Annotated in this window: 23 protein-coding genes and 1 tRNA gene; 14 read left to right on the forward strand and 10 right to left on the reverse strand. The window is 62.5% G+C overall.

Annotated features, from left to right (window positions below):
* From ABDB84_RS07335 to ABDB84_RS07345, 3 genes are all read left to right on the forward strand, one after another.
* Positions 1 to 406 (forward strand): GDP-mannose 4,6-dehydratase (locus ABDB84_RS07335; protein ID WP_345919058.1); only part of this gene is annotated, 406 nt, incomplete at its 5' end.
* Between the two features lie 28 nt (positions 407 to 434).
* On the forward strand, positions 435 to 1,877 hold the full coding sequence (locus ABDB84_RS07340; RefSeq protein WP_345919059.1) for a mannose-1-phosphate guanylyltransferase/mannose-6-phosphate isomerase: 1,443 nt from the start codon (positions 435 to 437) through the stop codon (positions 1,875 to 1,877).
* Positions 1,878 to 1,930: 53 nt separating this feature from the next.
* Positions 1,931 to 2,296 (forward strand): DUF2237 family protein, encoded by a 366-nt coding sequence (locus ABDB84_RS07345; RefSeq protein WP_345919060.1) that lies wholly within the window; start codon positions 1,931 to 1,933, stop codon positions 2,294 to 2,296.
* A gap of 11 nt (positions 2,297 to 2,307) precedes the next feature.
* On the opposite strand, the gene ABDB84_RS07350 is transcribed toward ABDB84_RS07345, so the two are convergent.
* The gene (locus ABDB84_RS07350) at positions 2,308 to 3,447 is read right to left on the reverse strand and encodes an EAL and HDOD domain-containing protein (RefSeq protein ID WP_345919061.1); all 1,140 of its coding nucleotides are present in this window, start codon (positions 3,445 to 3,447) and stop codon (positions 2,308 to 2,310) included.
* A gap of 122 nt (positions 3,448 to 3,569) precedes the next feature.
* Complete coding sequence (locus ABDB84_RS07355) at positions 3,570 to 4,610, reverse strand: CDP-6-deoxy-delta-3,4-glucoseen reductase (protein WP_345919062.1); 1,041 nt, start codon at positions 4,608 to 4,610, stop codon at positions 3,570 to 3,572.
* A gap of 30 nt (positions 4,611 to 4,640) precedes the next feature.
* Here ABDB84_RS07355 and ABDB84_RS07360 point away from each other — a divergent pair, with 30 nt between their 5' ends.
* The 3 genes from ABDB84_RS07360 to ABDB84_RS07370 are packed head-to-tail and all read left to right on the forward strand — an operon-like array spanning position 4,641 to position 7,217.
* Positions 4,641 to 5,528: an SDR family oxidoreductase gene (locus ABDB84_RS07360; protein WP_345919063.1), complete on the forward strand. Its 888-nt coding sequence runs from the start codon at positions 4,641 to 4,643 to the stop codon at positions 5,526 to 5,528.
* Between the two features lie 58 nt (positions 5,529 to 5,586).
* Positions 5,587 to 6,027, forward strand: a complete 441-nt coding sequence (locus ABDB84_RS07365) for a CopD family protein (RefSeq protein WP_345919064.1) — start codon at positions 5,587 to 5,589, stop codon at positions 6,025 to 6,027.
* Between the two features lie 35 nt (positions 6,028 to 6,062).
* Positions 6,063 to 7,217, forward strand: coding sequence for a THUMP domain-containing class I SAM-dependent RNA methyltransferase (locus tag ABDB84_RS07370; protein ID WP_345919065.1), 1,155 nt, complete (start codon positions 6,063 to 6,065; stop codon positions 7,215 to 7,217).
* Between the two features lie 16 nt (positions 7,218 to 7,233).
* On the opposite strand, the gene ABDB84_RS07375 is transcribed toward ABDB84_RS07370, so the two are convergent.
* Both ABDB84_RS07375 and ABDB84_RS07380 read right to left on the reverse strand, forming a co-directional pair.
* Positions 7,234 to 8,367, reverse strand: coding sequence for a PilT/PilU family type 4a pilus ATPase (locus tag ABDB84_RS07375; protein ID WP_345919066.1), 1,134 nt, complete (start codon positions 8,365 to 8,367; stop codon positions 7,234 to 7,236).
* A 69-nt stretch (positions 8,368 to 8,436) separates the two neighbouring features.
* Positions 8,437 to 9,486: a type IV pilus twitching motility protein PilT gene (locus ABDB84_RS07380; protein WP_345919067.1), complete on the reverse strand. Its 1,050-nt coding sequence runs from the start codon at positions 9,484 to 9,486 to the stop codon at positions 8,437 to 8,439.
* A 126-nt stretch (positions 9,487 to 9,612) separates the two neighbouring features.
* Here ABDB84_RS07380 and ABDB84_RS07385 point away from each other — a divergent pair, with 126 nt between their 5' ends.
* From ABDB84_RS07385 to ABDB84_RS07400, 4 genes are all read left to right on the forward strand, one after another.
* The gene (locus tag ABDB84_RS07385; RefSeq protein ID WP_345919068.1) at positions 9,613 to 10,332 is read left to right on the forward strand and encodes a YggS family pyridoxal phosphate-dependent enzyme; all 720 of its coding nucleotides are present in this window, start codon (positions 9,613 to 9,615) and stop codon (positions 10,330 to 10,332) included.
* A 71-nt stretch (positions 10,333 to 10,403) separates the two neighbouring features.
* Positions 10,404 to 11,219 (forward strand): pyrroline-5-carboxylate reductase, encoded by an 816-nt coding sequence (proC, locus tag ABDB84_RS07390; RefSeq protein ID WP_345919069.1) that lies wholly within the window; start codon positions 10,404 to 10,406, stop codon positions 11,217 to 11,219.
* Between the two features lie 17 nt (positions 11,220 to 11,236).
* Entirely contained in the window at positions 11,237 to 11,782 is a 546-nt protein-coding gene (locus ABDB84_RS07395; protein WP_345919070.1) for a YggT family protein, read from the forward strand.
* Positions 11,779 to 12,099: a DUF167 domain-containing protein gene (locus ABDB84_RS07400; protein WP_345919071.1), complete on the forward strand. Its 321-nt coding sequence runs from the start codon at positions 11,779 to 11,781 to the stop codon at positions 12,097 to 12,099. The genes ABDB84_RS07395 and ABDB84_RS07400 overlap by 4 nt, the downstream gene beginning before the upstream one ends.
* Here the strand turns inward: ABDB84_RS07400 and ABDB84_RS07405 are convergent, their stop codons facing one another.
* The 3 genes from ABDB84_RS07405 to ABDB84_RS07415 are packed head-to-tail and all read right to left on the reverse strand — an operon-like array spanning position 12,100 to position 16,079.
* A complete protein-coding gene (locus ABDB84_RS07405) occupies positions 12,100 to 13,875 on the reverse strand; it encodes a GGDEF domain-containing protein (RefSeq protein ID WP_345919072.1) in 1,776 nt (591 codons plus the stop codon).
* A 9-nt stretch (positions 13,876 to 13,884) separates the two neighbouring features.
* Entirely contained in the window at positions 13,885 to 14,526 is a 642-nt protein-coding gene (locus ABDB84_RS07410; RefSeq protein ID WP_345919073.1) for a response regulator, read from the reverse strand.
* 23 nt (positions 14,527 to 14,549) lie between these two features.
* Positions 14,550 to 16,079, reverse strand: coding sequence for a histidine kinase (locus tag ABDB84_RS07415; RefSeq protein WP_345919074.1), 1,530 nt, complete (start codon positions 16,077 to 16,079; stop codon positions 14,550 to 14,552).
* 605 nt (positions 16,080 to 16,684) lie between these two features.
* On the opposite strand from ABDB84_RS07415, the gene ABDB84_RS07420 reads away from it, so the two are divergent.
* Positions 16,685 to 16,761: transfer RNA gene (locus tag ABDB84_RS07420), tRNA-Met, on the forward strand.
* A 54-nt stretch (positions 16,762 to 16,815) separates the two neighbouring features.
* Here the strand turns inward: ABDB84_RS07420 and ABDB84_RS07425 are convergent.
* From ABDB84_RS07425 to ABDB84_RS07435, 3 genes are read right to left on the reverse strand one after another with little or no spacing between them, the layout of a single operon-like run.
* Entirely contained in the window at positions 16,816 to 17,460 is a 645-nt protein-coding gene (locus ABDB84_RS07425; protein WP_345919075.1) for a 3-oxoacid CoA-transferase subunit B, read from the reverse strand.
* A complete protein-coding gene (locus tag ABDB84_RS07430; RefSeq protein WP_345919076.1) occupies positions 17,460 to 18,170 on the reverse strand; it encodes a CoA transferase subunit A in 711 nt (236 codons plus the stop codon). The genes ABDB84_RS07425 and ABDB84_RS07430 overlap by 1 nt, the downstream gene beginning before the upstream one ends.
* Before the next feature lie 36 nt (positions 18,171 to 18,206).
* The gene (locus ABDB84_RS07435) at positions 18,207 to 18,929 is read right to left on the reverse strand and encodes an FCD domain-containing protein (RefSeq protein WP_345919077.1); all 723 of its coding nucleotides are present in this window, start codon (positions 18,927 to 18,929) and stop codon (positions 18,207 to 18,209) included.
* A 181-nt stretch (positions 18,930 to 19,110) separates the two neighbouring features.
* Between ABDB84_RS07435 and ABDB84_RS07440 the strand changes: the two genes are divergently transcribed.
* The 3 genes from ABDB84_RS07440 to ABDB84_RS07450 all read left to right on the forward strand — a co-directional run bounded on the left by ABDB84_RS07440 (position 19,111) and on the right by ABDB84_RS07450 (position 22,710).
* Positions 19,111 to 19,902: a cyclase family protein gene (locus tag ABDB84_RS07440; protein WP_345919078.1), complete on the forward strand. Its 792-nt coding sequence runs from the start codon at positions 19,111 to 19,113 to the stop codon at positions 19,900 to 19,902.
* Positions 19,899 to 20,882: a fumarylacetoacetate hydrolase family protein gene (locus tag ABDB84_RS07445; protein ID WP_345919079.1), complete on the forward strand. Its 984-nt coding sequence runs from the start codon at positions 19,899 to 19,901 to the stop codon at positions 20,880 to 20,882. Before ABDB84_RS07440 ends, ABDB84_RS07445 begins: the two co-directional genes overlap by 4 nt.
* 199 nt (positions 20,883 to 21,081) lie before the next feature.
* The gene (locus ABDB84_RS07450; RefSeq protein WP_345919080.1) at positions 21,082 to 22,710 is read left to right on the forward strand and encodes a DUF1302 domain-containing protein; all 1,629 of its coding nucleotides are present in this window, start codon (positions 21,082 to 21,084) and stop codon (positions 22,708 to 22,710) included.
* The last annotated feature ends 17 nt before the right edge of the window (positions 22,711 to 22,727 follow it).

The following is a 22,727-nucleotide window of genomic DNA, read 5'->3' on the forward strand; positions in this document are numbered from 1 at the left end:
TTTTGTCACCCAGGTGGCGGTCGGCAAGCGCGAAAAGCTCAGCGTTTTCGGCGATGATTACGCCACGCCGGACGGTACCGGCGTGCGTGACTACATTCACGTCGTGGACCTCGCCGATGGTCACGTCAAGGCGCTGCAGCGTCTGGCGCAATCGCCTGGCGTGCTGACCGTGAACCTGGGGACCGGGCGCGGCTATTCGGTGCTCGAAGTGGTCAAGGCGTTCGAAGCGGCCAGCGGGCGCAGCGTGCCTTACCAGATCGTTGCCCGCCGCCCTGGCGATGTCGCGCAGTGCTGGGCCGATCCGGCGCTGGCCGAGCGGGAGCTGGGCTGGCGCGCCACGCGCGGCCTCGACGACATGTGTGCAGATTCCTGGCGTTGGCAGAGTGCCAACCCGGACGGTTATTGATCTTAGAACTCTATAGAGGGATTTCTCCATGTTGCAACCCGTCATTCTTTCCGGTGGTTCTGGCAGTCGTTTGTGGCCCCTGTCGCGCGAGCAATACCCCAAGCAGCTGCTGCCGCTGACGGCCGATGAAACACCGCTGCAGATCACCGCGACGCGCCTTAACGGCCTCAAGGATGTGGCCGTGGCTGAGCCGATTGTCGTCACCAACGAAGAGCACCGCTTCATCATTGCCGAGCAGCTGCGCCAGATTGGCAAGGCCAGTGAGCGCATCGTGCTCGAACCGGTGGGCCGCAATACGGCGCCGGCGCTGCAGCTGGCGGCGGTGGTGGCGCAACAGGAGGGCGGTGATCCGGTGCTGCTGGTGATGCCGGCCGATCACGTGGTCAGCGATGAAGCGGCCTTCTGCGCCGCGATCCAGGAAGGTTTCGCGCTGGCGCAAGCGGGCGCGCTGGTCACCTTCGGCGTGGTGCCGGATCGTCCCGAAACGGGCTACGGCTATATCCGCGTTGGTCAGGCCGTGAGCGGCGCAGCAAGTGCCAAGCAGCTGGCCGCTTTCGTCGAGAAACCGAATGCTGCGAAGGCGGCTGAATATGTGGCCAGCGGCGAGTTTCTGTGGAATAGCGGCATCTTCATGATGAAGGCCTCGGTCTGGCAAGCGGCCTTGCTGGCACTCAAGCCGCTGATCGCCAAGGCCGGCCTGGATGCCGTCGCAGGCGCCAAGCGCGATGCCGATTTCATCCGTGTCGACAAGGCGATTTTCGCTGCCTGTCCGTCTGACTCGATCGATTACGCCGTGATGGAAAAGCTCGGCGAGCACCCCGAACTGGGCGCAGCCATCGTGGTGCCGCTGGATGCCGGCTGGAACGATGTCGGCGCCTGGGACGCGCTGTGGGATGTCAGCAAGAAGGACGCGCAAGGCAATGTCACGCGTGGCGATGTGATGCTGCACGGCAGTGAAGACAGCCTGGTGTTTGCCGGCAGCCGCCTGGTTGCCGCAGTCGGCGTCAAGGGTCTGGTCGTGGTCGAAACCCCGGATGCCGTGATGGTTGCCGACAAGGCGCATGCGCAGGATGTCAAAGCCATCGTCACGCGCCTCAAGGCAGAGGGCAAGACCCTGGCGCTCAACCATCGCAAGGTCTACCGTCCCTGGGGCTGGTACGACTCGATCGACATGGGCCCGCGCTTCCAGGTCAAGCGCATCGTCGTCAATCCGGGCGCCAAGCTGAGCTTGCAGATGCACCATCACCGCGCCGAGCACTGGATCGTCGTCAGCGGTACGGCCGAAGTCACCAATGGTGACAAGGTGCTGCTGCTCTCCGAGAACCAGTCGACCTATATCCCGCTGGGCACGGTGCACCGTCTGGCCAATCCGGGCAAGCTGCCGCTGGAAATCATCGAGGTGCAGTCGGGCTCCTACCTGGGCGAAGACGACATCGTGCGTTTTGAAGATACCTACGGCCGTACAGCCTGAGCGTAAGGGCCGCGCGTCGCGCGGCCCGATTTGTGCAAGAAGTGGAGCGTGGCATGAGCGAGCAGCGCAATGTTCTGGGTGGTCCGCTGATGGCCTGCAGCTACGCCCCGCTGACCGGTTTTTTCCGCACTGGCTGCTGCGAGACCGATGCTTCGGACCGCGGTCTGCATGTTGTCTGCATCAAGGCGACGGCAGGCTTTCTCGACTACAGCCGCCGCGTCGGCAATGATCTGTCCACGCCGCGCCCCGAATACCGCTTCCGCGGTGTGCAGCCGGGCGACCGCTGGTGCTTGTGCGCCTCACGCTGGCTGGAGGCGCATGAAGCCGGCGTGGCGCCGCCGGTGGTGCTTGAAGCCACCAATGAGGCGGTGCTGCAGCTGATTCCGCTCGAACTGCTGCGCGCCCACGCGCTGGCCTGAGCGCAGACGCCTCAGCTGAAGCTCAGGCGATCAGCGAAGGCCACCGATTCCAGCAAGACCCTGTTCACTTCACTGCTCGACAGTCCGAGCGCTTCGGTTTGCGTGCGCAAGGCATCCGGGCGGAAGCTTTCGCTGGCAACCGCCAGTTTCAGCAGCGGCGCATACGAGCCCTCGTTGCGCAGCAGCGCGTCGCCGATGGCTGGCGGCAGGTTCATTTGCGCCAGCACCGCGTCGAGCCGTGTGCCGAGCAGGATGTGCAGCAGCGAGAAGGCGCCGGTGATGAACAGATTGTCCAGTTCGCCCTTGGCAAAGAATTGCGCACCGAGCTTTTCCATGAAATGCCCGCGCGTGATCGCGGCCTGCATCACCGCAGGCGCGGTGGCGCTGCGACTGGCGGAGACCAGCAAGACCGACAGCCATTTGTTGAGCTTGTCCATGCCGAGGATGGTGACGGCGTGGCGGAACGACTGCACCTCGACCATCAGGCCGAAGGCAGCGGAGTTGATGTACTTGAGCAGCTGGTAGGAGAGCGTCACATCCTGCTTGAGCGCCGCTTCGACCTTGGCCACTTCGGCCTCCTCGCGAACCAGATTGAGGACGCGGATGATGCCGGCGTAGGACGGCGCCAGTTCCTTGGCGACCGGCACGCCATGCAGGAAGAACCAGCCCGCCGCCCCATCGTAGCCGCGTTGCACGGCCTGGCTGAAGGCCGGCAGATCGGGCAGCCCCCAGGCCAGGGACAGGCCGGGAACCGGGCCGGGCGAGGGTAGCTTGTTGGCATCGGCCATCACGAAACGGCAGTCGACATCAGCGGGCCATTGCGCGCCCGGCTGGTACCAGCTGAGCGCCAGCGGCATGCCGGAGGCGTTGAGCTGGGCGATCAGCGCCTGGGTTTGCGGATATTGCAGGGCCGGGCCGGGGATTTCGACCAGGGTGTTCTCGGGCGCTTGCCAGTTGAGCAGCTCGGCGGTGGGCACCAGCTTGCCCAGACTCACGAACACCAGACGCCCCTGCGGCCAGTCGGCACTCAGCTCATTCAGGGCGGCGGCGGCGGTCGCCACATCCGGCGCGTGAAAGATCAGGCGGTTGGCGGTGATGGCGCCTTGCTTGTTGATGACCGGCTCACGGGTGATAAGCACTCCGGCTGACATGTTTGCGTTTCCTCGATGGCAGGTCTGGCCTGCCTGCTGCAAGCGGATCTTGCGATCCGTGTGGGTCGTCAGGGCCCGAGGCTTGCGTACCGGGCGCCGTGTGGCGCCGGTGTGCAAGGCATTCAGGTGCTTTGCGTGTTATCGGCAGAGAACGTGAAAGCATCAGCAAAAAATGCGTCAGCCGACAATCGGCACTGCGTTACAAAGTCCTGGCGCGCGGCGTCGATCATCGCCGGCGCGCCACAGGCATAGACCTCGAAGGCGGAGAGGTCCGGCAGGTCGGCGATCACCGCCTGGTGCACCAGGCCGCTGCGGCCCGACCAGCTGTCGGCGGGCGCATCGGAGAGCACCGGCACGTAGTGCAGGTCGATGCCCGCGTCGCTCGCCCAGCGCGTGGCCAGCTCGTGCTGGTAGAGGCCGTCGAGCGTGCGTGCGCCCCAGTAGAGGTGCATCGGCCGGCGAATGCCGCGCGCGATCATGTCTTCAATGATGCTCTTGATCGGTGCAAAGCCGGTGCCGCCGGCAAGGAAGACGATGGGCTTGTCACTCTCGCGCAGGTAGAAGCCGCCCAGCGGGCCTTCGATGCGCAGGATGTCGCGCTCCTTCATCGTGCCGAACACCTGCTCGGTGAAGAAGCCGCCCGGTACATGGCGGATATGCAGTTCGATGGCTTCGCTCTGCTGTGGCGGATTAGCCAGCGAGAAACTGCGACGACGACCGCCCGGCAGCAGGAAGTCCACGTACTGGCCGGCGAGGAAGCGGAACGGGTCATTGGCCGGCAGCTTGAGGCTTACCACCATTACATCGGGCGCTGCCTTGCTGAGGCTTTGCACGCGGCAGGGCAGCTTGCGCACCGGGATGTCGGTGCTGCGGCGTACTTCGCGGCATTCCACCGTCAGGTCTGACAGCGGGCGGGCGCAACACATCAGTGCCATGCCCTGATCGCGCTCGGCCTGCGGCAGGGTATTGGCGGGCGAGCGGCCATGATCGACTTCACCGCTGAGCACGCGTGCCTTGCAGGCGCCGCAGGCGCCGTCCTTGCAGCCGTAGGGCATGATCAGTTCGGCATCGAGTGCCGATTGCAGCACCGAGGTATCGGCCTGGGCGCTGAACTGGTGGCCGGCGGGTTCGAGTTTGACGCTGAATGAGGCGGGTGAGGACATGATGAAATGGGGCGTGTGATAATCGGCTGAATGAAAAGAATCCTGATCCTTGGCTGCGGTGACGTTGCCCGTCGCGCCTTGCCCTGGCTGTGCCAGCGTTTCGAGGTGCGGGCGCTGGCGCGCAGCGCCGAGTCGGCCGCAGCCTTGCGCGCGCTCGGCGTCGTGCCGGTGATGGGCAACCTCGATACGTTACGCAGCTTGCGCCGCCTCGCCGGGCTGGCCGACATCATCCTGCACTGCGCGCCACCCCAGGAGCAAGGGGCGGACGACCTGCGGACGCGACATCTGCTGGCCGCCTTGGCGCGGGGCCAAAGTCTAGCACGCAGCCTGGTCTACATCAGCACCAGCGGCGTCTATGGCGATCACGCCGGCGCAGCAGTCAGCGAGGCCGCGCCGCAGCGCGCCAGCACCCCCCGTGCGCGTCGCCGCGTGGCGGCCGAGCAGCGCTTGCGGCGTTTTGCGATCACCCATGGCGTGCGTCTGAGCATTCTGCGCGCGCCCGGCATTTACGCCGCCGAGCGCCTGTCGCTAGCGCGTCTGCAACGTGGCGATCCGGTCTTGCAGGCTGACGAGGATGTGTTCACCAACCATATCCACGCCGATGATCTGGCGCGTGCGCTGATCGCCGCGATGTTCCGCGCGCGGGGTGGGCGCAGCTACAACATCAGCGACGATGCCCAGCTCAAGATGGGCGACTACTATGATGCGATGGCTGACATCTTCGCGCTGCCGCGGCCGCCCCGTGCGACGCGTGCAGAGTGCGCGCAGCGCCTCTCGCCGATGATGATGTCGTTCATGGGCGAATCGCGCCGTCTCGACAATCAGCGCATGAAAGCCGAATTACGTCTGCGCCTGCAGTGGCCCGATGTGCTGTCGGGGCTGCAGCGCATCGCCCGGACGCAGGGACGCAGCGCTTGATGTACGCTGTCAGCTTCTCCGGCCTTGTTTCCATGCAGTCTTTTGAGGATCAAACCTGATGCTTTACCTGTGGCTCAAAGCGATACACGTGTTCTTTGTCATCAGCTGGTTTGCAGGCCTGTTTTACCTGCCGCGCATCTTCGTCAACCTGGCCCAGGTGCCGGAAGCCGGCGCCGAGCGTGCGCGCCTGCTGGGCATGGCGCTGCGCCTCAAGCGCTTCATGCTGCCGCTGATGATCGGCACCTGGCTGTTCGGCCTGGCGGTGATCTTCAGCAATGGCATGGAAAGCGCCAGCGTGTGGTTCCACCAAGGCTGGCTGCATGCCAAGCTGCTGTTGGTGCTGGTGCTCACTGGCTATGATGGCTACTGCAAGCACCTGCTGCGCGACTTCCAGAACGGCCGCAACAGCAAGAGCCACGTCTGGTTCCGCTGGTTCAATGAAATTCCGGCAGCATTGCTGCTGATCATCCTGATCCTGGTGATCATCAAACCTTTTTGAGTACTGCGCCCTGTGCGCGGATGAAATGAACCGATATGAGTGAAACCTTTTTTTCGCCCTGCCCGCGTGGTCTGGAGCAGTTTCTGGTCGACGAGCTGCGGCGCTTTGGCGCGCATGACATCGAGACCGTGCACGGCGGCGTGCAGTACGGCGGCGACTGGCAGCTGGCCTGGCGCACCAATCTCGAAAGCCGCATCGCCACGCGCGTGCTGTGGAAGGTCGGCCGCACGCGCTACCGCAGCGAGGACGAGATCTACAAGCTCGCGTATGCCACCACCTGGGCCAAGTGGTTCACGCCCGAGCAGACCATTCGCGTGTATGTCACCGCCATCAAGTCGCCGCTCAAAAGCCTCAACTTCACCACGCTGAAGATCAAGGACGGCCTCTGCGATCACTTCCGCACCGTCACCGGCAAACGCCCCAGCGTGAATACCGAAGCGCCGGACATGCGCATCCACGCCTTCATTACCGAAGACAGCTGCACGCTCTATCTCGACACCTCGGGTGAGCCGCTCTACAAGCGCGGCTTCAAGCCGGCCAAGGTCGAAGCGCCGCTCAAGGAGAATCTGGCCGCCGGCATCCTGCTGCTTTCCGGCTGGCAGCCGGGGCAGAACTTCCTTGACCCGATGTGTGGCAGCGGCACCTTCCTCGTCGAAGCCGCGCAGATGTCGCTGGGCATTGCGCCGGGCCTGGGCCGCAGTTTCGCTTTCGAAAAATTCCGTCACTGCGAGCAGGCAGCCTGGAAGCGCGTGCGCGCCATGGTGCAGCAACAGCGCAAGGGCGCCCAGGCGCTACCGATCTTCGGCGCCGACATCGATCCCTATCAGGTCGCCGCGACCGAGGAAAACCTCGCTGCCGCAGGCTTTGACCACACCCAGGTGGAGATCGTCGTCAACGACGTCATCGATCTCGAACCGCCTGCCGACGAAGGTGTGTGGGCCAGCAATCCGCCGTATGGCGTGCGCCTGTCGACCGGCGACGAGCTGGCGGAGTGGTATCCCAAGCTGGGCGACACGCTGAAGAAAAAGTGGGCCGGCTGGAACTGCTACCTGCTGTCAGCGGATACCGAGCTGCCCAAGCTGATCGGCTTGCGCGCCAGCAAGAAAACGCCGCTGATGAATGGTGATCTGGATTGCCGCTTGTATGAATACAAGATGCTCGCCGGCAGCGCGCGGGAGACATTCCGCTAGAGCGGGAAGCGCAAGCTCAGACAATGTCCAGATTTTGCGCGCCGGCGAGGAAGTCCTTGTCGGAGTGCTTGCTGTTGAGCTTGATCTGCAGGCGCAGGTCGTTGACCGAGTCGGCGTTGCGCAGCGCGTCTTCCAGTGTGATCAGCCCTTGCTCGTGCAGCTCGAACAGCGACTGGTCGAAGGTCTGCATGCCCAGCTCGCGCGAGCGCTTCATGACTTCCTTGATCTCGTGCACTTCGCCCTTGAAGATCAGGTCGCTGATCAGCGGTGAGTTGAGCATGATCTCGACGGCGGGGACGCGGCCCTTGCGATCCTTCATCGGCAGCAGGCGCTGCGAAACCATCGCACGCAGGTTCAGCGACAAGTCCATCAGCAGCTGTGCGCGACGCTCTTCGGGGAAGAAGTTGATGATGCGGTCAATCGCCTGATTGGTGCTGTTGGCGTGCAGGGTGGCCAGGCACAGGTGGCCGGTTTCGGCGAAGGCGACGGCGTAGTCCATGGTTTCACGGTCGCGGATTTCGCCCATCAGGATCACGTCGGGCGCTTGCCGCAGGGTGTTCTTGAGGCCGGCTTCCCAGCTGTCGGTATCGATGCCGACTTCGCGCTGGGTGATGATGCAGTTCTTGTGCGTATGCACGAACTCGATCGGGTCTTCCAGCGTGATGATGTGGCCGTAGCTGTGTTCGTTGCGGTAGTCGACCATCGCCGCGAGGGTGGTGGTTTTACCGGTGCCGGTGCCGCCGACGAAGATCACCAGGCCGCGCTTGGACATGCCGATGTCTTGAATGCTGAGCGGCACGCCAAGCTCTTGCAGGCTGGGAATCTTTTGCGAGATGGTCCGCGCGACGAGGCCGACACGGCCTTGCTGCAGGAAGGCATTGACGCGGAAGCGACCGATGCCGGCCGGCGAGATGGCGAAATTGCATTCTTTGGTGGCTTCGAAGTCGGCCGCCTGGCGGTCGTTCATGATCGCGCGGGCCAGCTCCGAGGTGTGCTGCGGGGTGAGCACCTGGTTCGACTGCGGAATGATCTTGCCATCGACCTTGATCGCCGGCGGAAAGCCGGCGGTGATAAACAGGTCGGAGCCGCGCTTGCTGACCATCAGCTTGAGCAGGTCGTTCATGAACTTGCTGGATTGATCGCGTTCCATGGTGCTCATCCTTGTCGGGGTCGCTTGCCCGCTGTCTGCGGGTCAGTCTGTGTGAGTGTCGCGGGTGGCTCAGTTGCCGCCGGGGAAGTTGTCCTTGTTCATCGCGCGCGGTCTGGCTTCGGCCGCCGAGATGATGTTGCGCCGGACCAGGTCTTGCAAGTTCTGGTCCAGGGTCTGCATGCCATATTGCTGACCGGTCTGGATCGAGGAGTACATCTGCGCGACCTTGTTCTCGCGGATCAGGTTACGGATGGCCGGGGTGCCGATCATGATCTCGTGTGCGGCGACGCGGCCGGTGCCGTCCTTGGTCTTGAGCAGGGTTTGCGAGATCACCGCGCGCAGCGATTCGGAGAGCATCGCGCGCATCATTTCCTTTTCTTCAGCGGGGAAGACGTCGACGATGCGGTCGACGGTTTTGGCGGCAGACGAGGTGTGCAGGGTGCCGAACACCAGGTGGCCGGTTTCAGCCGCTGTCATCGCCAGGCGAATGGTTTCCAGATCGCGCAATTCGCCGACCAGGATGATGTCCGGGTCTTCACGCAGCGCGCTGCGCAGTGCGTTGGAGAAGGACAGCGTGTCGCGCGAGACTTCGCGCTGGTTGATCAGACAGCGCTTGGATTCATGCACGAACTCGATCGGGTCTTCGATGGTCAGAATGTGACCGTACTCGTTTTCGTTGATGTAATCGATCATCGCCGCCAGCGTAGTCGATTTGCCCGAACCGGTCGGGCCGGTGACCAGCACGATGCCGCGCGGTTGCGTCGCAATGTCTTTGAAGGTGCGCGGCGCATTGAGGTCTTCGAGCGACAGCACCTTCGAGGGAATGGTCCGGAATACCGCGCCGGCGCCACGGTTCTGGTTGAAGGCATTGACGCGGAAGCGCGCCAGATTCGGCACCGCGAAGGAGAAGTCGCATTCGAGGAATTCTTCGTACTGCTTGCGCTGCCCGTCGTTCATGATGTCATACACCATGGCGTGCACGTCCTTGTGCTCCAGCGGCGGCAGGTTGATGCGGCGCACGTCGCCATTGACGCGGATCATCGGTGGCAGGCCGGCCGACAGGTGGAGGTCGGAAGCCTTGTTCTTGACGGAGAAGGCAAGCAGTTCGGTGATGTCCATGGCGGTCGGCAGTCTCGAAGTTGAACGTTGCGATACGGGAAGGCCGGGCCTTCCGCGCTGCTATACTTTCGGCGGCATTCTGTTGAAGTCGAGGCCGCGGGCCTCGTTATGCACACGGACGATTATATGACGGCGATTGCCGGGAACCTGCAAGCAATTCGCGCTCGGATCGATGCCGCTCGGCGGGAAGCTGGCCTGGGCTCGGCGGTCGATCTGCTCGCGGTGGCCAAAACCTGGCCCGCCAGCGCGGTGCGCGAGGCGGCTGCGGCCGGGCAGCAGGCGTTTGGCGAGAACTATGTGCAGGAAGGCGTCGAAAAAGTGCAGGCGCTGCGCGATCTGGCCCTGCAGTGGCACTTCATCGGGCCTTTGCAAAGCAACAAGACGCGCGCCGTCGCCGAGCATTTCGACTGGGTGCATACCATCGACCGCCTGCGCATCGCCCAGCGCCTGTCCGAGCAGCGTCCGGCGGCGCTGGCGCCCCTGCAGCTGTGTATCCAGGTCAATGTCAGTGGCGAGGCGAGCAAGAGCGGCGTGTCGCCGGAAGCCGTCCATGAGCTGGCACATGCCGTCGCCGCCTTGCCGCGCCTGCGTCTGCGTGGCCTGATGTGTATTCCCGAAGCGACTGAAAATGCGGCACTGTTGCGCAGTCGTTTCGCCCAGTTGCGTCAGTTGCGCGATGCGCTCAATGCCGAAGGGCTGGCGCTCGATACCCTGTCGATGGGCATGTCGCATGATTTCGAGACGGCGATTGCCGAGGGCGCGAGCATGGTGCGTGTCGGCACCGCCATTTTCGGCGGCCGCCCGCCGAAAGCCGAGAGTGGCAAGGAGGCAGCCGTTCTGCCCTGAGCGTCGAGAGGCGTCAGGCGTGCGGAGTTGTGCAACTCCCCAGGCCTCACTCCTCACACCCCTAGGGAAACATGAAAATCAGTTTTCTCGGCGGCGGCAATATGGCCTCCGCACTGATCGGTGGCCTGCGTGAGCAAGGCTTTGCCGCGCAGGACATCCAGGTCGTCGAATTGCTCGAAGCCGGCCGCCAGCGCCTGGTCGAGCAGTTCGCTGTGCGCGTCCAGGCCGCTCCTGACGCCGCCTTCCTTGCCTGCGATGTGCTGGTGCTGGCGGTCAAGCCGCAGCAAATGCGCGAGGCCCTGCAGCCGCTGGCGGGCCAGCTGGCGCAGCAGATCGTGGTGAGCATTGCGGCGGGCTTGCGCCTCGCCGATCTGTCGCGCTGGCTGGGTGGCTACACGCGTCTGGTGCGTGCCATGCCCAATACGCCCTCGCTGATCGGCATGGGCATGACCGGTCTTTACGCCGATGCCAGCGTGCCGGAGCAGGGGCGCGAGGCCGCCAGCCGCATCATGCAGGCGGTCGGGCGCAGTGTCTGGCTCGACAGCGAGGCGCAGATCGATGCGGTCACCGCCATCTCCGGCAGTGGTCCGGCCTACGTGTTCTATTTCCTCGAAGCCCTGCAGGCGGCGGGCGAGTCGCTGGGCCTCGACAGCGCTGCGGCGCGCATGCTGGCGCAGGAAACCTTCGTTGGCGCCTCGGCCCTGGCCGCGCGCAGCGAAGAGAGCCTGGCCGTGCTGCGCGAACGTGTCACCTCCAAAGGTGGCACGACCGAGGCCGCGCTGCGCAGCATGACGGCGGCCGGCTTGCCGGCAAGCATTGGCCACGCGGTGCTGGCGGCTGCACAGCGCAGCGCCGAACTGGGCGAACAACTTGGCAAAGATGCCTGAACCGACGCGAACCTGACATGCTCATCCAAATCCTTGTCTATCTGTTGCAAACCGTCATCGGCTTTTTCACCATGGTCCTGCTGGTGCGGACCGTGATGCGCTGGATGCGGATCTCCTTCATCAACCAGGTCGGCCAGTTCATCCTTGCCACCACCAATTGGGCGGTGCTGCCGGCGCAGCGCTTCCTGCCGATGGTTGGCCGCCTGGATACCTCGGCGCTGGTGCCGGCCTGGTTGCTGCAAGCCGTGCTGGTGGCGATCATTGCCCTCTTGCAGGGCTACGGCCTGGCCGATCCGGTCGCGCTGGCGGTCAAAGCCTTGCTTGGCGGCGCCATCGAACTGCTGCGTTCGGCGCTCTATTTGCTGATGTTTGTGGTGATCATCAGCGCGGTGATTTCCTGGGTGAATCCCTATTCGCCGATCGCGCCGACGGTCAATCAGCTGACCCGTCCCTTCCTCGATCCGATCCGCAAGATCGTGCCGCCGGTGGCCAATGTCGATCTCTCGCCGCTGGTCCTGCTGGTGGTCGTGCAGATCCTGCTGATTGTGCTGGGTCAGCTGTGAGCTGGTTGCGGCGGGCCTCGGACGGCTCGGTCACCTTGACCCTGCATGCGCAGCCCGGCGCCAAGCGCACGCAGTGGGCGGGCATGCACGGTGAGGCGCTGAAGATCCGCCTCGCCGCGCCACCTGTCGATGGCAAGGCCAATGCGGTCCTGATCAAGTTTCTGGCGGAGTTTCTGGGCGTGCCCAAGATGGCGGTGAGCATCCTCGGCGGCGAGTCTTCGCGCCACAAGATCGTCTGCGTGGAGCAGGCCAGCGACGAAGCACTGGCGCGCCTGGAGCAGGCCGCGCGCGACGACGATACCCGCTTGGGCGCCTGATCAGACCGCTTCGACGCGGTTCTTGCCGGCGCGCTTGGCGCGGTACATGGCTTTGTCGGCGCGTTCGATGACCGGCTGGGCCTCTTCGCCGATCTGCCGTTCGGTGACGCCGGCGCTGAAGGTGATCAGCAGCTTCTGGTTTTCGTAGAGGAAGAAGCGCTTGGTCAGCTCGCGCTGCAGGCGCGTGATGGCGATGATCGCGTCATCGATGGGTGTATCCGGCAGCAGGATCACGAATTCCTCACCGCCATAGCGGCCACAGGAATCCTGCGGGCGCAGTGTTTCGCGAATCACCTGGGCCAGATGCTTGAGCGCATCGTCGCCGGTAGCGTGGCCGTAGGTGTCGTTGAGCTGCTTGAAGTTATCGACATCGAGCAGCGCAATGCACAGGCGCGACTGGCGGCGTTGCTGGCGAGCCATCTCGCGGGCCAGCATTTCGTCGAGCCCCTTGCGGTTGAGGGCGCCGGTCAGCGGATCGTGGCGCACCAGCTCGCTGGCCTGCTGCAATTCGTCTTCGAGGCGGCCGATTTCGCGATACGCCTGATCAACCGTGGCGCGCAGGCTGGTGAGTTCTTCCTGCGAGTGGCGGGTGCGGTTCTCGATGATGCGTGTTTCGCTGAGCACATCATCGACCAGGCCGGAGAGTTCGATGATGCTGTCGGCCTTGCTGACGCGGTCGGCAAAAATTTCGATCTTGCTCTGGTACTGGCCGGTCGAGGTGGCCAGCTCGCTGAGGTGGTCGATGAAGTGCGCCAGCATGTTGCGCAGCTTGTCGTGCGCTTCAGACAGGCTGCGCTTGAGCGTGCCTTGTTTGTAGATCACGTCGCGCAGGCGTTCGCGCAGCTCGTCGAGCACGTTCTTGTCGAGCGGGCGCGAGAACAGTTCGAGCACCATGCTCATCTGGCCTTGCAGCCATTTGTCTTCGACCGAGAGTTCGGCGATGTTCTCGATGACCAGCTGCAGCAGATTCATCAGCGCCTGGCGGATATAGCTCTGGTCCTGCACGACCAGCTGCACCTTGCGCGAGAATTCCTTGAGATGCGCGCTGAATACCTGCTCGTCCAGATCATTCGGGTTTTGCAGCGCGCGTGACAGGCTGGCTGCTTGCTGCACCAGCTCGGGCGTGTCGATCAGCAGGGTGCCGATGGCGGTTTCCAGGGTCTGGCCGATCAGCTCGCGCCAGGTGTCCGGTGCGCTGAGCAGGCTGTTGCTGGGGGCCGATGTCGTCGTCGGCCCGGAAGCGGCAGCGCCGGACTCCGCAGGCAGCGCGCCCGGCGTCAGGGCGCCACTCACCGGCTCGGCGGTGCCGCCCTGGGTCCAGCCGCGCAACAGGCCTTGCAGACGGGTGTAAAGCAGGCCGCTGTCGCTGCTGCTGGCGTCGAGCACATGGGAGAGGGCGTCAAGCTTGTTCAGCGAAGTCAGGCCGGTGATCGGCCGCTCATACTGCATCACCAGTTCGCGGATCAGCGAGCCCCAGGCCGGTGGTGTGGCGGTGGTGTCGCTGAAAAAGCTCACGAATTGCGTCTTGAAGCCTTGCCAGTTCTGCTCTGCGATGGCGTTTTCAAAGCGCCGTGCCAGCTTGACCTGTTCGCTGTTGACGCGTGGCAGTGCCACGGCAATCTGCTTGAGCTGACGTTCGGGAAAGATTTCTTCCGCGCTGGTGCCGGCGATCTGGTGGTAGAGGTCGCGGTAATTATCCGGCGTCGGCGGCTTGCGCTGCGTGGCCAGGCGAACCAGCACTTCGCGGGCGATTTCCGAGGGAGTCAGTTCTGCCATGTCATCACACTATTCGACGAGGCCATGCTTGAGGCCGTAGTGGGTGAGCTCTGCATTGTTGCGCAGCTTCATTTTTTCGAGCAGCCGGGCGCGATAGACGCTGACCGTCTTGACGCTCAGATTCAGCTGCTCGGCGATCTGCGTCAGGGTTTTGCCCGAGGAAATCATGCACAGGGTCTGGTATTCGCGGTCGGAGAGCTTCTCGTGTGGCGGGCGCTCCACGTCTTCGCCGATGGCATTGGCCAGCTCTTCGGCTACCGCAGCGCTGACGTATTTCTTGCCCGAGGCGACCTGGCGAATCGCCGTCACCAGCTGTTCGGGCGCGCCTTGCTTGGACAGATAGCCGGCCGCGCCAGCGCGCAGCGCGCGCACTGCGTACTGCTCTTCCGGGTGCATCGAGAGGATCAGCACCGGCAGTTTGGGGAATTCTTTCTTGACCAGTTTCAGGGTGTCGATGCCATTGCGGTCGGGCATCGAGACATCCATCAGCACGACATCGCAGGGCGTTGTGCGCAGCAATTGCAGCGCCTTGACGCCACCGTCGGCCTCGACCACGACCTCCATATCATCGGTGTCGGAGAGGATCTGTTTGAGTCCATGCCGGATGATGGCATGGTCATCTGCAATCAGTACGCGAATCTTGGAAGCCATGGTGCCGAATCTATCTGTCGCTTTCATCCCTGTCCACCGGGAAAAGCGATGCTCTCCCTGCCCATTTCCTGTCGCAGCGGATGCAGGGGCGCGCGCAGCACGACCGTGGTGCCATGTGGTGCGCGCGGCAGCAGTTCCATGGTGCCGCCGAAACCCTTGAGCCGTTCGCGGATGCTGCGCAGGCCGAATGACTTGGGTTTATGCAGATCGGCACTGTCCATGCCACGGCCATCGTCGCTGACTTCGAGGACGATCTCATCACCCTCCTGCATCAGGCGCACTTCAACCTGCTTGGCACCGGCGTGTTTGCTGATATTGGTGAGCGCTTCCTGATAGGTGCGGAACAGGGCAATCGCCGCTTCCTCCGAGGTCTCGATGTCGTGGTCGGCGCACAGCACTTCGCAGGGAATGCCGGTACGGTGCTGGAAGTCCTCGGCGTGGCTCTCTACTGCCGCAGCCAGGCCGAATTCCTTGAGGATGCCCGGCCGCAGTTCGCGTGCGACGCGGCCGGCGGTGGTGATGGCGTCATCGATCATCGCTTCGATCTGGCGTACACGCTCGATCAGGGGTGACTGCGGATCGAGCTTGCCACCGAGCAAGGAGACCGAGATCTTCATGCCCACCAGGGTACCGCCAAGCACGTCGTGGATGTCGCGCGCAATGCGGTCACGTTCTTCTTCCTTGATATTTTGCAAGTGGTTGGACAGCTCGGCCAGCTGTAGACGCGAGCTGCGCAGCTCGGCTTCGGCCAGCTTGCTCTGGGTGATGTTCCACATCACGCCTTCCCAGATGTGCTGGCCATTGTCGAGGTCACGCGGCGAGCAGCGCAGATTGATCCATTTGACGTCGCTGCCCGAAGTCAGCACGCGGCCTTCCCAGTTGAGCGTGGTATGCCGCTGCGAGGCCAGCTGCAAGGCGCTAAGGAAGTCCTCGCGGTCTTCCTGCACGATCAAGCCCACCAGCGGATTGTCGAGGGTCAGGAACTCGTCGGCATCGAGCCCCAGCAACATCTGGCAGGCCTCGCTGACATACAGGAACTGCGGCAGGCCTTCGACCGAGACCTGCATCTGGAACAGCATGCCCGGCACATTGGCGGCCAGGGCCTGGAAGCGGGCGTCGTTGACCCGCATGGCGTCAAGCGCAGCGCGGCGCTCCTGGCGCATCCGCGCTTCGCGGCGTTCGCGCTCGATCACCGCCGCCAGCCGGCCGACATGCTCCTTGTCCAGGCAGTCCTGTGCGCCGGCCTGCATCACCTCGCACGCCGCCGCTTCATCAACGGTGCTGGAGATGGCGATCAGCGGAATGTCACGATTGTTTTGCTGCAGCAGGCTCAGCGCGCTGAGCACCGGACAGTCCTGCGCGTCGAAATCGGCAATCACCAGATCCCAGGCATCGCCGAGCAAGGCATCACGCAAGCCGGCTGTGCTGGCCACGCGGCTCGCCTTGACGCTGTAACCGAGCTCGCCAAGCTGCGCACATAGCTTTTGCATCTGCGCTTCATCGTCCTCGACAAACAAGACGCGCAAGGCGTTTGAACCGGTGTCGGCCTGCATTGATGACTCCTGGGCAATGATGGTGAGCGGCCCATGATGGCGTGGTCATGGGGGCGGCGCCTGAAGATAGCATGAAGGCGCAGCCTGCAAAGTTTTACCCCGTTCGGGCAGGTGTTGAGCTGTCCGCCGAACTGTCATTTGACAGTCTATCGGCCGGCCCACTAAACTGCGTGCCCCTGCTTCTGGCAGGGAATGTGTCGCCGCTTTAGCTCAGGGGTAGAGCAACCGCCTTAAACATGTATGAGTGCCTCGGAGGAAACTCCGGGAGTAGAACTGCTCAAATTCGGGGAACGCTCCAGTTCGCAAGAACCAGCCAATCCCGAGCCAAGCTCCGGCAACGGGGAAGGTGTAGAGACTAGACGGGCAGCACCTAAAGCTACGGCCAGGGTGAAGGGATAGTCCAGACCACGAACATCCATCAGGGTGGCGGCGAAAGCCGAAGTGCGTAAGGTAAGCGGTAGGTCGTCAGTTCGAATCCGACAAGCGGCACCAGGAATTTCAGGGCAGTGTTGTCAGACCGCCTCAGCGGCAAGGTTTATTTGTGAGGTTTTCGGCGAATATTCTTGACAACAGTGAGTCTGTACTACATAATCTTTCTTCTCTGACGCGGGGTGGAGCAGTCTGGCAGCTCGTCGGGCTCATAACCCGAAGGTCACAGGTTCAAATCCTGTCCCCGCAACCAAATAAACAAGGGCTTAGTCATCTGACTAGGCCCTTTGTTTTTGTGCTGTGCCGTTCAGTTGGCGAGCAGTGGCACGCCGGTCAGGCTCTGGATGTGTTCAAAGCTGACGCCGGGTGCGCGCTCGACGAGTTGAAGCCCGGTCGCGTTGATGTCCATGACGCCCAGGTCGGTGATGATGCGCTGCACGACGCCCTGACCGGTGAGCGGCAGGGTGCAGTGAGGCAGGATCTTGAGCTCGGTGCTGCCATCTTTCTTGCGGGCCACATGCTCCATCAGGACTACGACCCGCTTGACGCCCGCCACCAGATCCATCGCGCCACCCATCCCCTTGACCATCTTGCCGGGGATCATCCAGTTGGCCAGATCGCCCTGGGCGCTGACCTGCATGGCCCCGAGAATGGACAAATTGATTTTGCCGCCGCGAATCATGGCGAAGCTGTCGTGGCTACCGAAAATGGCGGAGCCGGGAATTGTGGTGACGGTCTGTTTGCCGGCATTGATGAGGTCAGGGTCGACTTCTTCTTCGGTCGGGAAAGGCCCCAGGCCAAGCATGCCGTTTTCGCTCTGCAGCCACACCTCGATGTCGCCCGGAACGTGATTCGCGACCAGGGTGGGCAGACCAATCCCCAGATTGACGTAAAAGCCGTCTTGCAATTCGGCTGCAGCACGCGCAGCCATTTCCTCGTGTGTCCAAGCCATTATGCGTGCTCCTGCAATTGACGGGTCGTGCGTTTTTCGATGCGTTTTTCCGGGTGGGCGTTGTGCACTAGGCGCTGCACATAGATACCGGGCAGATGAATCTCATCGGGTGCCAGGGTGCCCAGTTCGACGATTTCTTCCACTTCAGCGACGCAAACCTGGCCTGCCATGGCAGCGGCTGGATTGAAGTTGCGCGCGGTCAGGCGGAATTGCAGATTACCGGCGCGATCAGCGCGCCAGGCCTTGACCAGCGCGACATCGGCGCGCAGGGCGCGCTCCATGACATAGATTTCGCCGTCGAATTCGCGCAGTTCCTTGCCTTCGGCGACGACGGTGCCGACGCCGGTGCGTGTGAAAAAGGCCGGGATGCCCGCGCCGCCTGCTCGCAGCTTTTCGGCCAGGGTGCCTTGCGGAGTGAATTCCAGCTCCAGCTCACCGGCCAGGTACTGGCGTTCAAATTCCTTGTTTTCGCCGACATAGCTGGAAATCATCTTGCGGATCTGGCGGCTCTCCAGGAGTTTGCCGAGCCCGAAGCCATCGACGCCGGCATTGTTGGAAATGACCGTCAGATCACGCACGCCGCTGTCACGCAGGGCGTCGATGAGGGCTTCGGGGATGCCGCATAAACCGAAACCGCCGACAGCCAGTGTCTGGCCGTCGGCAACGAGATCGGCCAGGGCCTGCGTCGCAGATGGGTAGAGTTTGTTCATGTCTCGCTATCTCTGTTGGACGCAGGCATGCACGCCCTAGGCCTGCCTGCGGACTCGGGTGGAACGGCTTGTTTTGCTTGTTTCTGCTTGTGCAGGGGCGTCCGGATAGACACTGAGCAGAGTCAGGTCTAGATGTTCTGCCAGGCTGTCGCAGGCCTGTGCCTGATTGCGCGACAGGATGGCCTCGACCAGCTGGCGATGGATGTCGACGAACTCGTCGAGATCCTGGCTGGTTTTCTGCAGCATCAGCTGGCGATAACGCTGTGCCTGGTCATACAGAATGCTGCGCACCATGCGCATGCGTTGGGAGCTGCAGGCGGCCAGGAAGGCTTCATGCAGATTGCGGTGGGCTTGTTCCAGATCGTGCGCACCGGCGCTGCTGCGCCCTGCCTTGATGACAGCAGCAAGACCCTCAAGTCGGGCAAAGGCGGCACGGATGCCCAGTTCCCACTCGTGATCGCCGGCCGCAAGGGCATCACGCAAAGCAGCCAACTCGACGAGCTGGCGCAGACGGGTGATGTCTTCCAGATCCTCACGCGAAATGGCCGCCACGCGGAAGCCGCGCCGGCTGTCAGCCACGACAAAACCCTGGGAACTCAGCTGTGACAGCGCTTCGCGCAGGGGCGAGGCGCCCATGTCATAGCGTTCCTTGAGTTCGGCGATCAGCAGCTTCTGCTCGGGCACCAGCACGCCATTGACGATGTCGGCGGATAGGCGTTCAACGGCAATCTCGGTCAAGGTGCGGGCAGTATCGCTCATCCGGGTGTCTCCCTTTTCTTTCTATTGAAGCCGGAAATTTTGCCATAGTTTATCGGGGAAACACCTATTTATCGATTTGTTGACTTTTATCGATAAAATTTTATAGTACCGACAAACAGAGCGAGACATCGATTTCGCCGAACATACGGGACCGCCATGCCGGCCCAACAGGAGACAACACGTGAAAGTCCAAAGATTTGTGGACCTGTCTGTCGCGCTCGACCCCGCGGTTGCGTCTGATCCGCCGGGCTTGCAACCGCAGATTGACTACATCGACCACCAGACCGGCGCACGTCATTTATGCGCCATGTTCCCGGGCCTGCGTGCCGAAGATCTGCCGGATGGCGAAGGCTGGGCGGTGGAGGATCTGCGGATCCATACGCATTGCGGCACCCATATGGATGCGCCTTGGCATTACGCCTCGACGATGGATGGCGGCAAGCCAGCCATGCCGATCGACGAGGTGCCGCTCGATTGGTGCTTTCGCCCTGGCGTCAAACTGGACTTCCGAGCCGTGCCCGACGGGCATGTGGTGAGCGCAGCGGAGATTGCGGCAGCTTTCGAGGCCATCGAGTATCGCCTGGCCCCTTTCGATATCGTTCTCATCAATACCTCGGCAGGGGCTGCCTACGGCCAGCCGGACTACATCAATCGCGGCTGCGGTCTCGGGCGCGAGGCCACGCTGTGGTTGCTGGAACGTGGTGTGCGCGTGGTCGGTACGGATGCCTGGAGCTGGGACGCGCCCTTTGCTTACACACGGCAGCGTTATGCAGCTACTGCTGATCCTCGCATCATCTGGGAAGGTCACAAGGCGGGCCGTGAGATGGCTTACTGCCAGATGGAAAAACTGGCGCAGCTTGATCAGTTGCCCGCGCATGGCTTCATGGTCAGCTGCTTTCCTTACAAGATTCGCGGCGCCTCGGCGGGCTTCACCCGCTGCGTCGCTCTATTCCTGGAAGAGGTAACCCAATGATTCTGGCTACATTCCATCGCCAGGATGGTGCACTTGCACTGGGACTGGTGCAGCGCGAAGCCGGGCTCATCATTGATGCGCAGGTCGCAGCGCAAAGACTGGATGGACGCCCGGAGCCGCGCTTTCAGAGCATGTTGAGCCTCATTGATGGTGGCCCGGCGGCACTTGATCGCCTGCGCGAGCTCGGGCGGCGTGCCATGGCGGAGGGGCTTGCCTGTCTGCCCCTGTCGTCAGTGCGACTGGCAGCTCCGGTGCCACAGCCACCACAGATGCGCGATTTCTCTGTGTTTGAAACGCATATGCGCAATGCCGCTGTGGGTATGGCGCGCTTGCGCCGCCACAGACAGCAGGCGGATTGGCCTTTGCCGGTTCCCGAGCAGATTCAGATACCGGAGGCTTTTGTGCAGCAGCCGGTGTATTACAAGACCAACCGCTTCAGCGTAGTCGGTCATGAGCATGAGGTGCAATGGCCGCGTTACAGCCAGCGTCTTGATTACGAGCTGGAATTCGGCATCTTCCTGGCCCGCAGAGGACGGGATATCAGCCGCTCGCAGGCACGCGACTACATCTTCGGCTACACGATTTTCAATGATTTTTCTGCGCGTGATGCGCAGGAATTCGAAATGACTGCGCCATTTGGTCCGACCAAGGGCAAGGACTTCGATACCGGCAATGTGCTGGGTCCGTGGATCGTTACGCCAGATGAGCTGCCAGATCCCTATGCCCTCAGAATGAGTGCACGGGTCAATGGCGAGCTGTGGTCGGATTGTTCCAGTGCGGGCATGGTGCATCAGTTCGAAGACATGATTGCGCATGTCTCGCGTGACGAGACCTTGCATGCCGGCGAGTTTTTCGGTTCGGGCACAGCGGGTGGTGGTTGCGGCCTCGAACTGGATCGATGGATTCAGCCTGGCGATGTCATCGAGCTTGAAGTCGAGGGCATCGGCAAGCTGCGTAACAGGGTCGTCCGGAGTCCGTGATGAGCCCTTGACCTGAATCGCAGCCGTTCATTCCGGGAGAACCACAAGCGTCATCAAGGCGCCCCCCGTGCTGGCATCCGACGCGGATGCCAGAAGGATCCGGCAGCATCACCCACCAGCAGAGGAGACAGCAATGCGAAAGCAACACTCGCAGGGCGGCGGCTTGCCCGCCGCAGGAGGCGCCCCGCGGATTTTACCGATGGTTCTTGCCCTCAGCCTGGGCTTGGCCATAGGCCGGCCGGCCTTGGCGTTCCAGTTTGATTTTGATGACCCGGACTTCAAGGGCGCTTGGGACAATACCCTCAAATACAATGCCGCTTGGCGTGTTGCAGGGCGTTCCAATAACTTGGTCAGCGCCACGCCGACAGGTGGCAACAATAATCAGGATGATGGCGACCGTAATTTCACGAAGGGCCTCATCTCCAATCGCATCAATCTGCTCTCCGAGCTGGATCTGGCCTATCGCAAGACCGGCCTGCGGGTCAGCAGCGCCGCCTGGTATGACAGCGTCTACAACGGTAAAACCGGTAATAACCAGGCCAGCACGCTGAATCAGACCTCCACGGCGGCGGGTGAATTCCCGACGGCGACACGTGATCTGATGGGGCATCACGTTGAATTGCTGGATGCCTTTGCCTACAGCAGTTTCGGCATTGGCAAGGAGAGTACTGCCACCGTGCGCGCGGGTCGTCACACTCAGGTGTGGGGCGAGTCGCTGTTCTTCGGATCGAACGGCATGGCGGGCACGATGGCGCCAACCGATGTGCAGAAGCTGCAGGCAGTGCCGAATACCCAGTTCAAGGAGGCGATGATGCCGGTCAATCAGCTCTCCGGCAATCTGCAGCTGAACAGTGATGTGACACTGGGAGCCTTCTACCAGCTTGAGTGGGAGCCGAATCGTCTGGCGCCGTCTGGCAGCTACTTCTCGACCAGCGATACCACGGGTGCGGGCGCCGAGAGTCTGAAAGCCGGCCCTTTCCGCTATGACCGGACTGCCGATGTATCGGCGCGCGATCAGGGGCAGTATGGTCTGCAGACCAAGTTCCACCTGCCATTCAGCGATGCGGACTATGGCCTGTATTTCGTGCGCTATCACGACAAGTCGCCGCAGGTTGTGCAGTCGAATTTCCTGACGGGTCCGGCCAACGGTGTGCTCGGCACCTACGCCCTGGTTTATCCGGAAAAGGTCAGTGCTTTCGGCGCCAGTGCCTCGAACACCTATGGTCCGGTGAATCTCGCGGGTGAAACTTCGATCCGCTACAACGCTCCGCTGGTCAGTGCGATTCCTGCCGTCACGGGCGGCGCTCAGTCAGATAACAACAATAACCCGCGCTATGCCGTCGGCAAGACTGCGCACGCCAATCTGTCGATGATCTGGAGCATCGCGCCGAACGCCCTGTTCAATGAATCGAGCCTGGTGGCCGAGGTGGCGGGTAATCGTCGTCTCAGCATCAAGCAGAACGCTGCTGCGCTGGACCCGAATACCACGCGCAATGCCTGGGGCTTCCGGATGGTGTTCACACCAACTTACCGACAGGTCTTCGATGGTCTCGACCTGAGCTTCCCGATCGGAACCGGCTACAACCCGCAAGGTCGCTCGTCGGCAGTGTCTTCCTTCAATAACAACTTCATCGATGGCGGTGGTGATCTGAGCATCGGCATGACGGGCAGCTACCTGGATGCCTGGCGCTTCAGCCTCAACTACACGCATTACTACGGTAGCAAGCGCGGCATGTTTGTCGTTGGCCAGGTGCCGCCACCGCGTACCTACGATCAATCGCTGGGAGATCGCGATTTTGTCGCCTTCTCTGTGTATCGCACATTCTAAGAATTCCAGGAGACTCA

The organism is Uliginosibacterium sediminicola (assembly GCF_039631295.1).
GTDB lineage: Bacteria > Pseudomonadota > Gammaproteobacteria > Burkholderiales > Rhodocyclaceae > Viridibacterium > Viridibacterium sediminicola.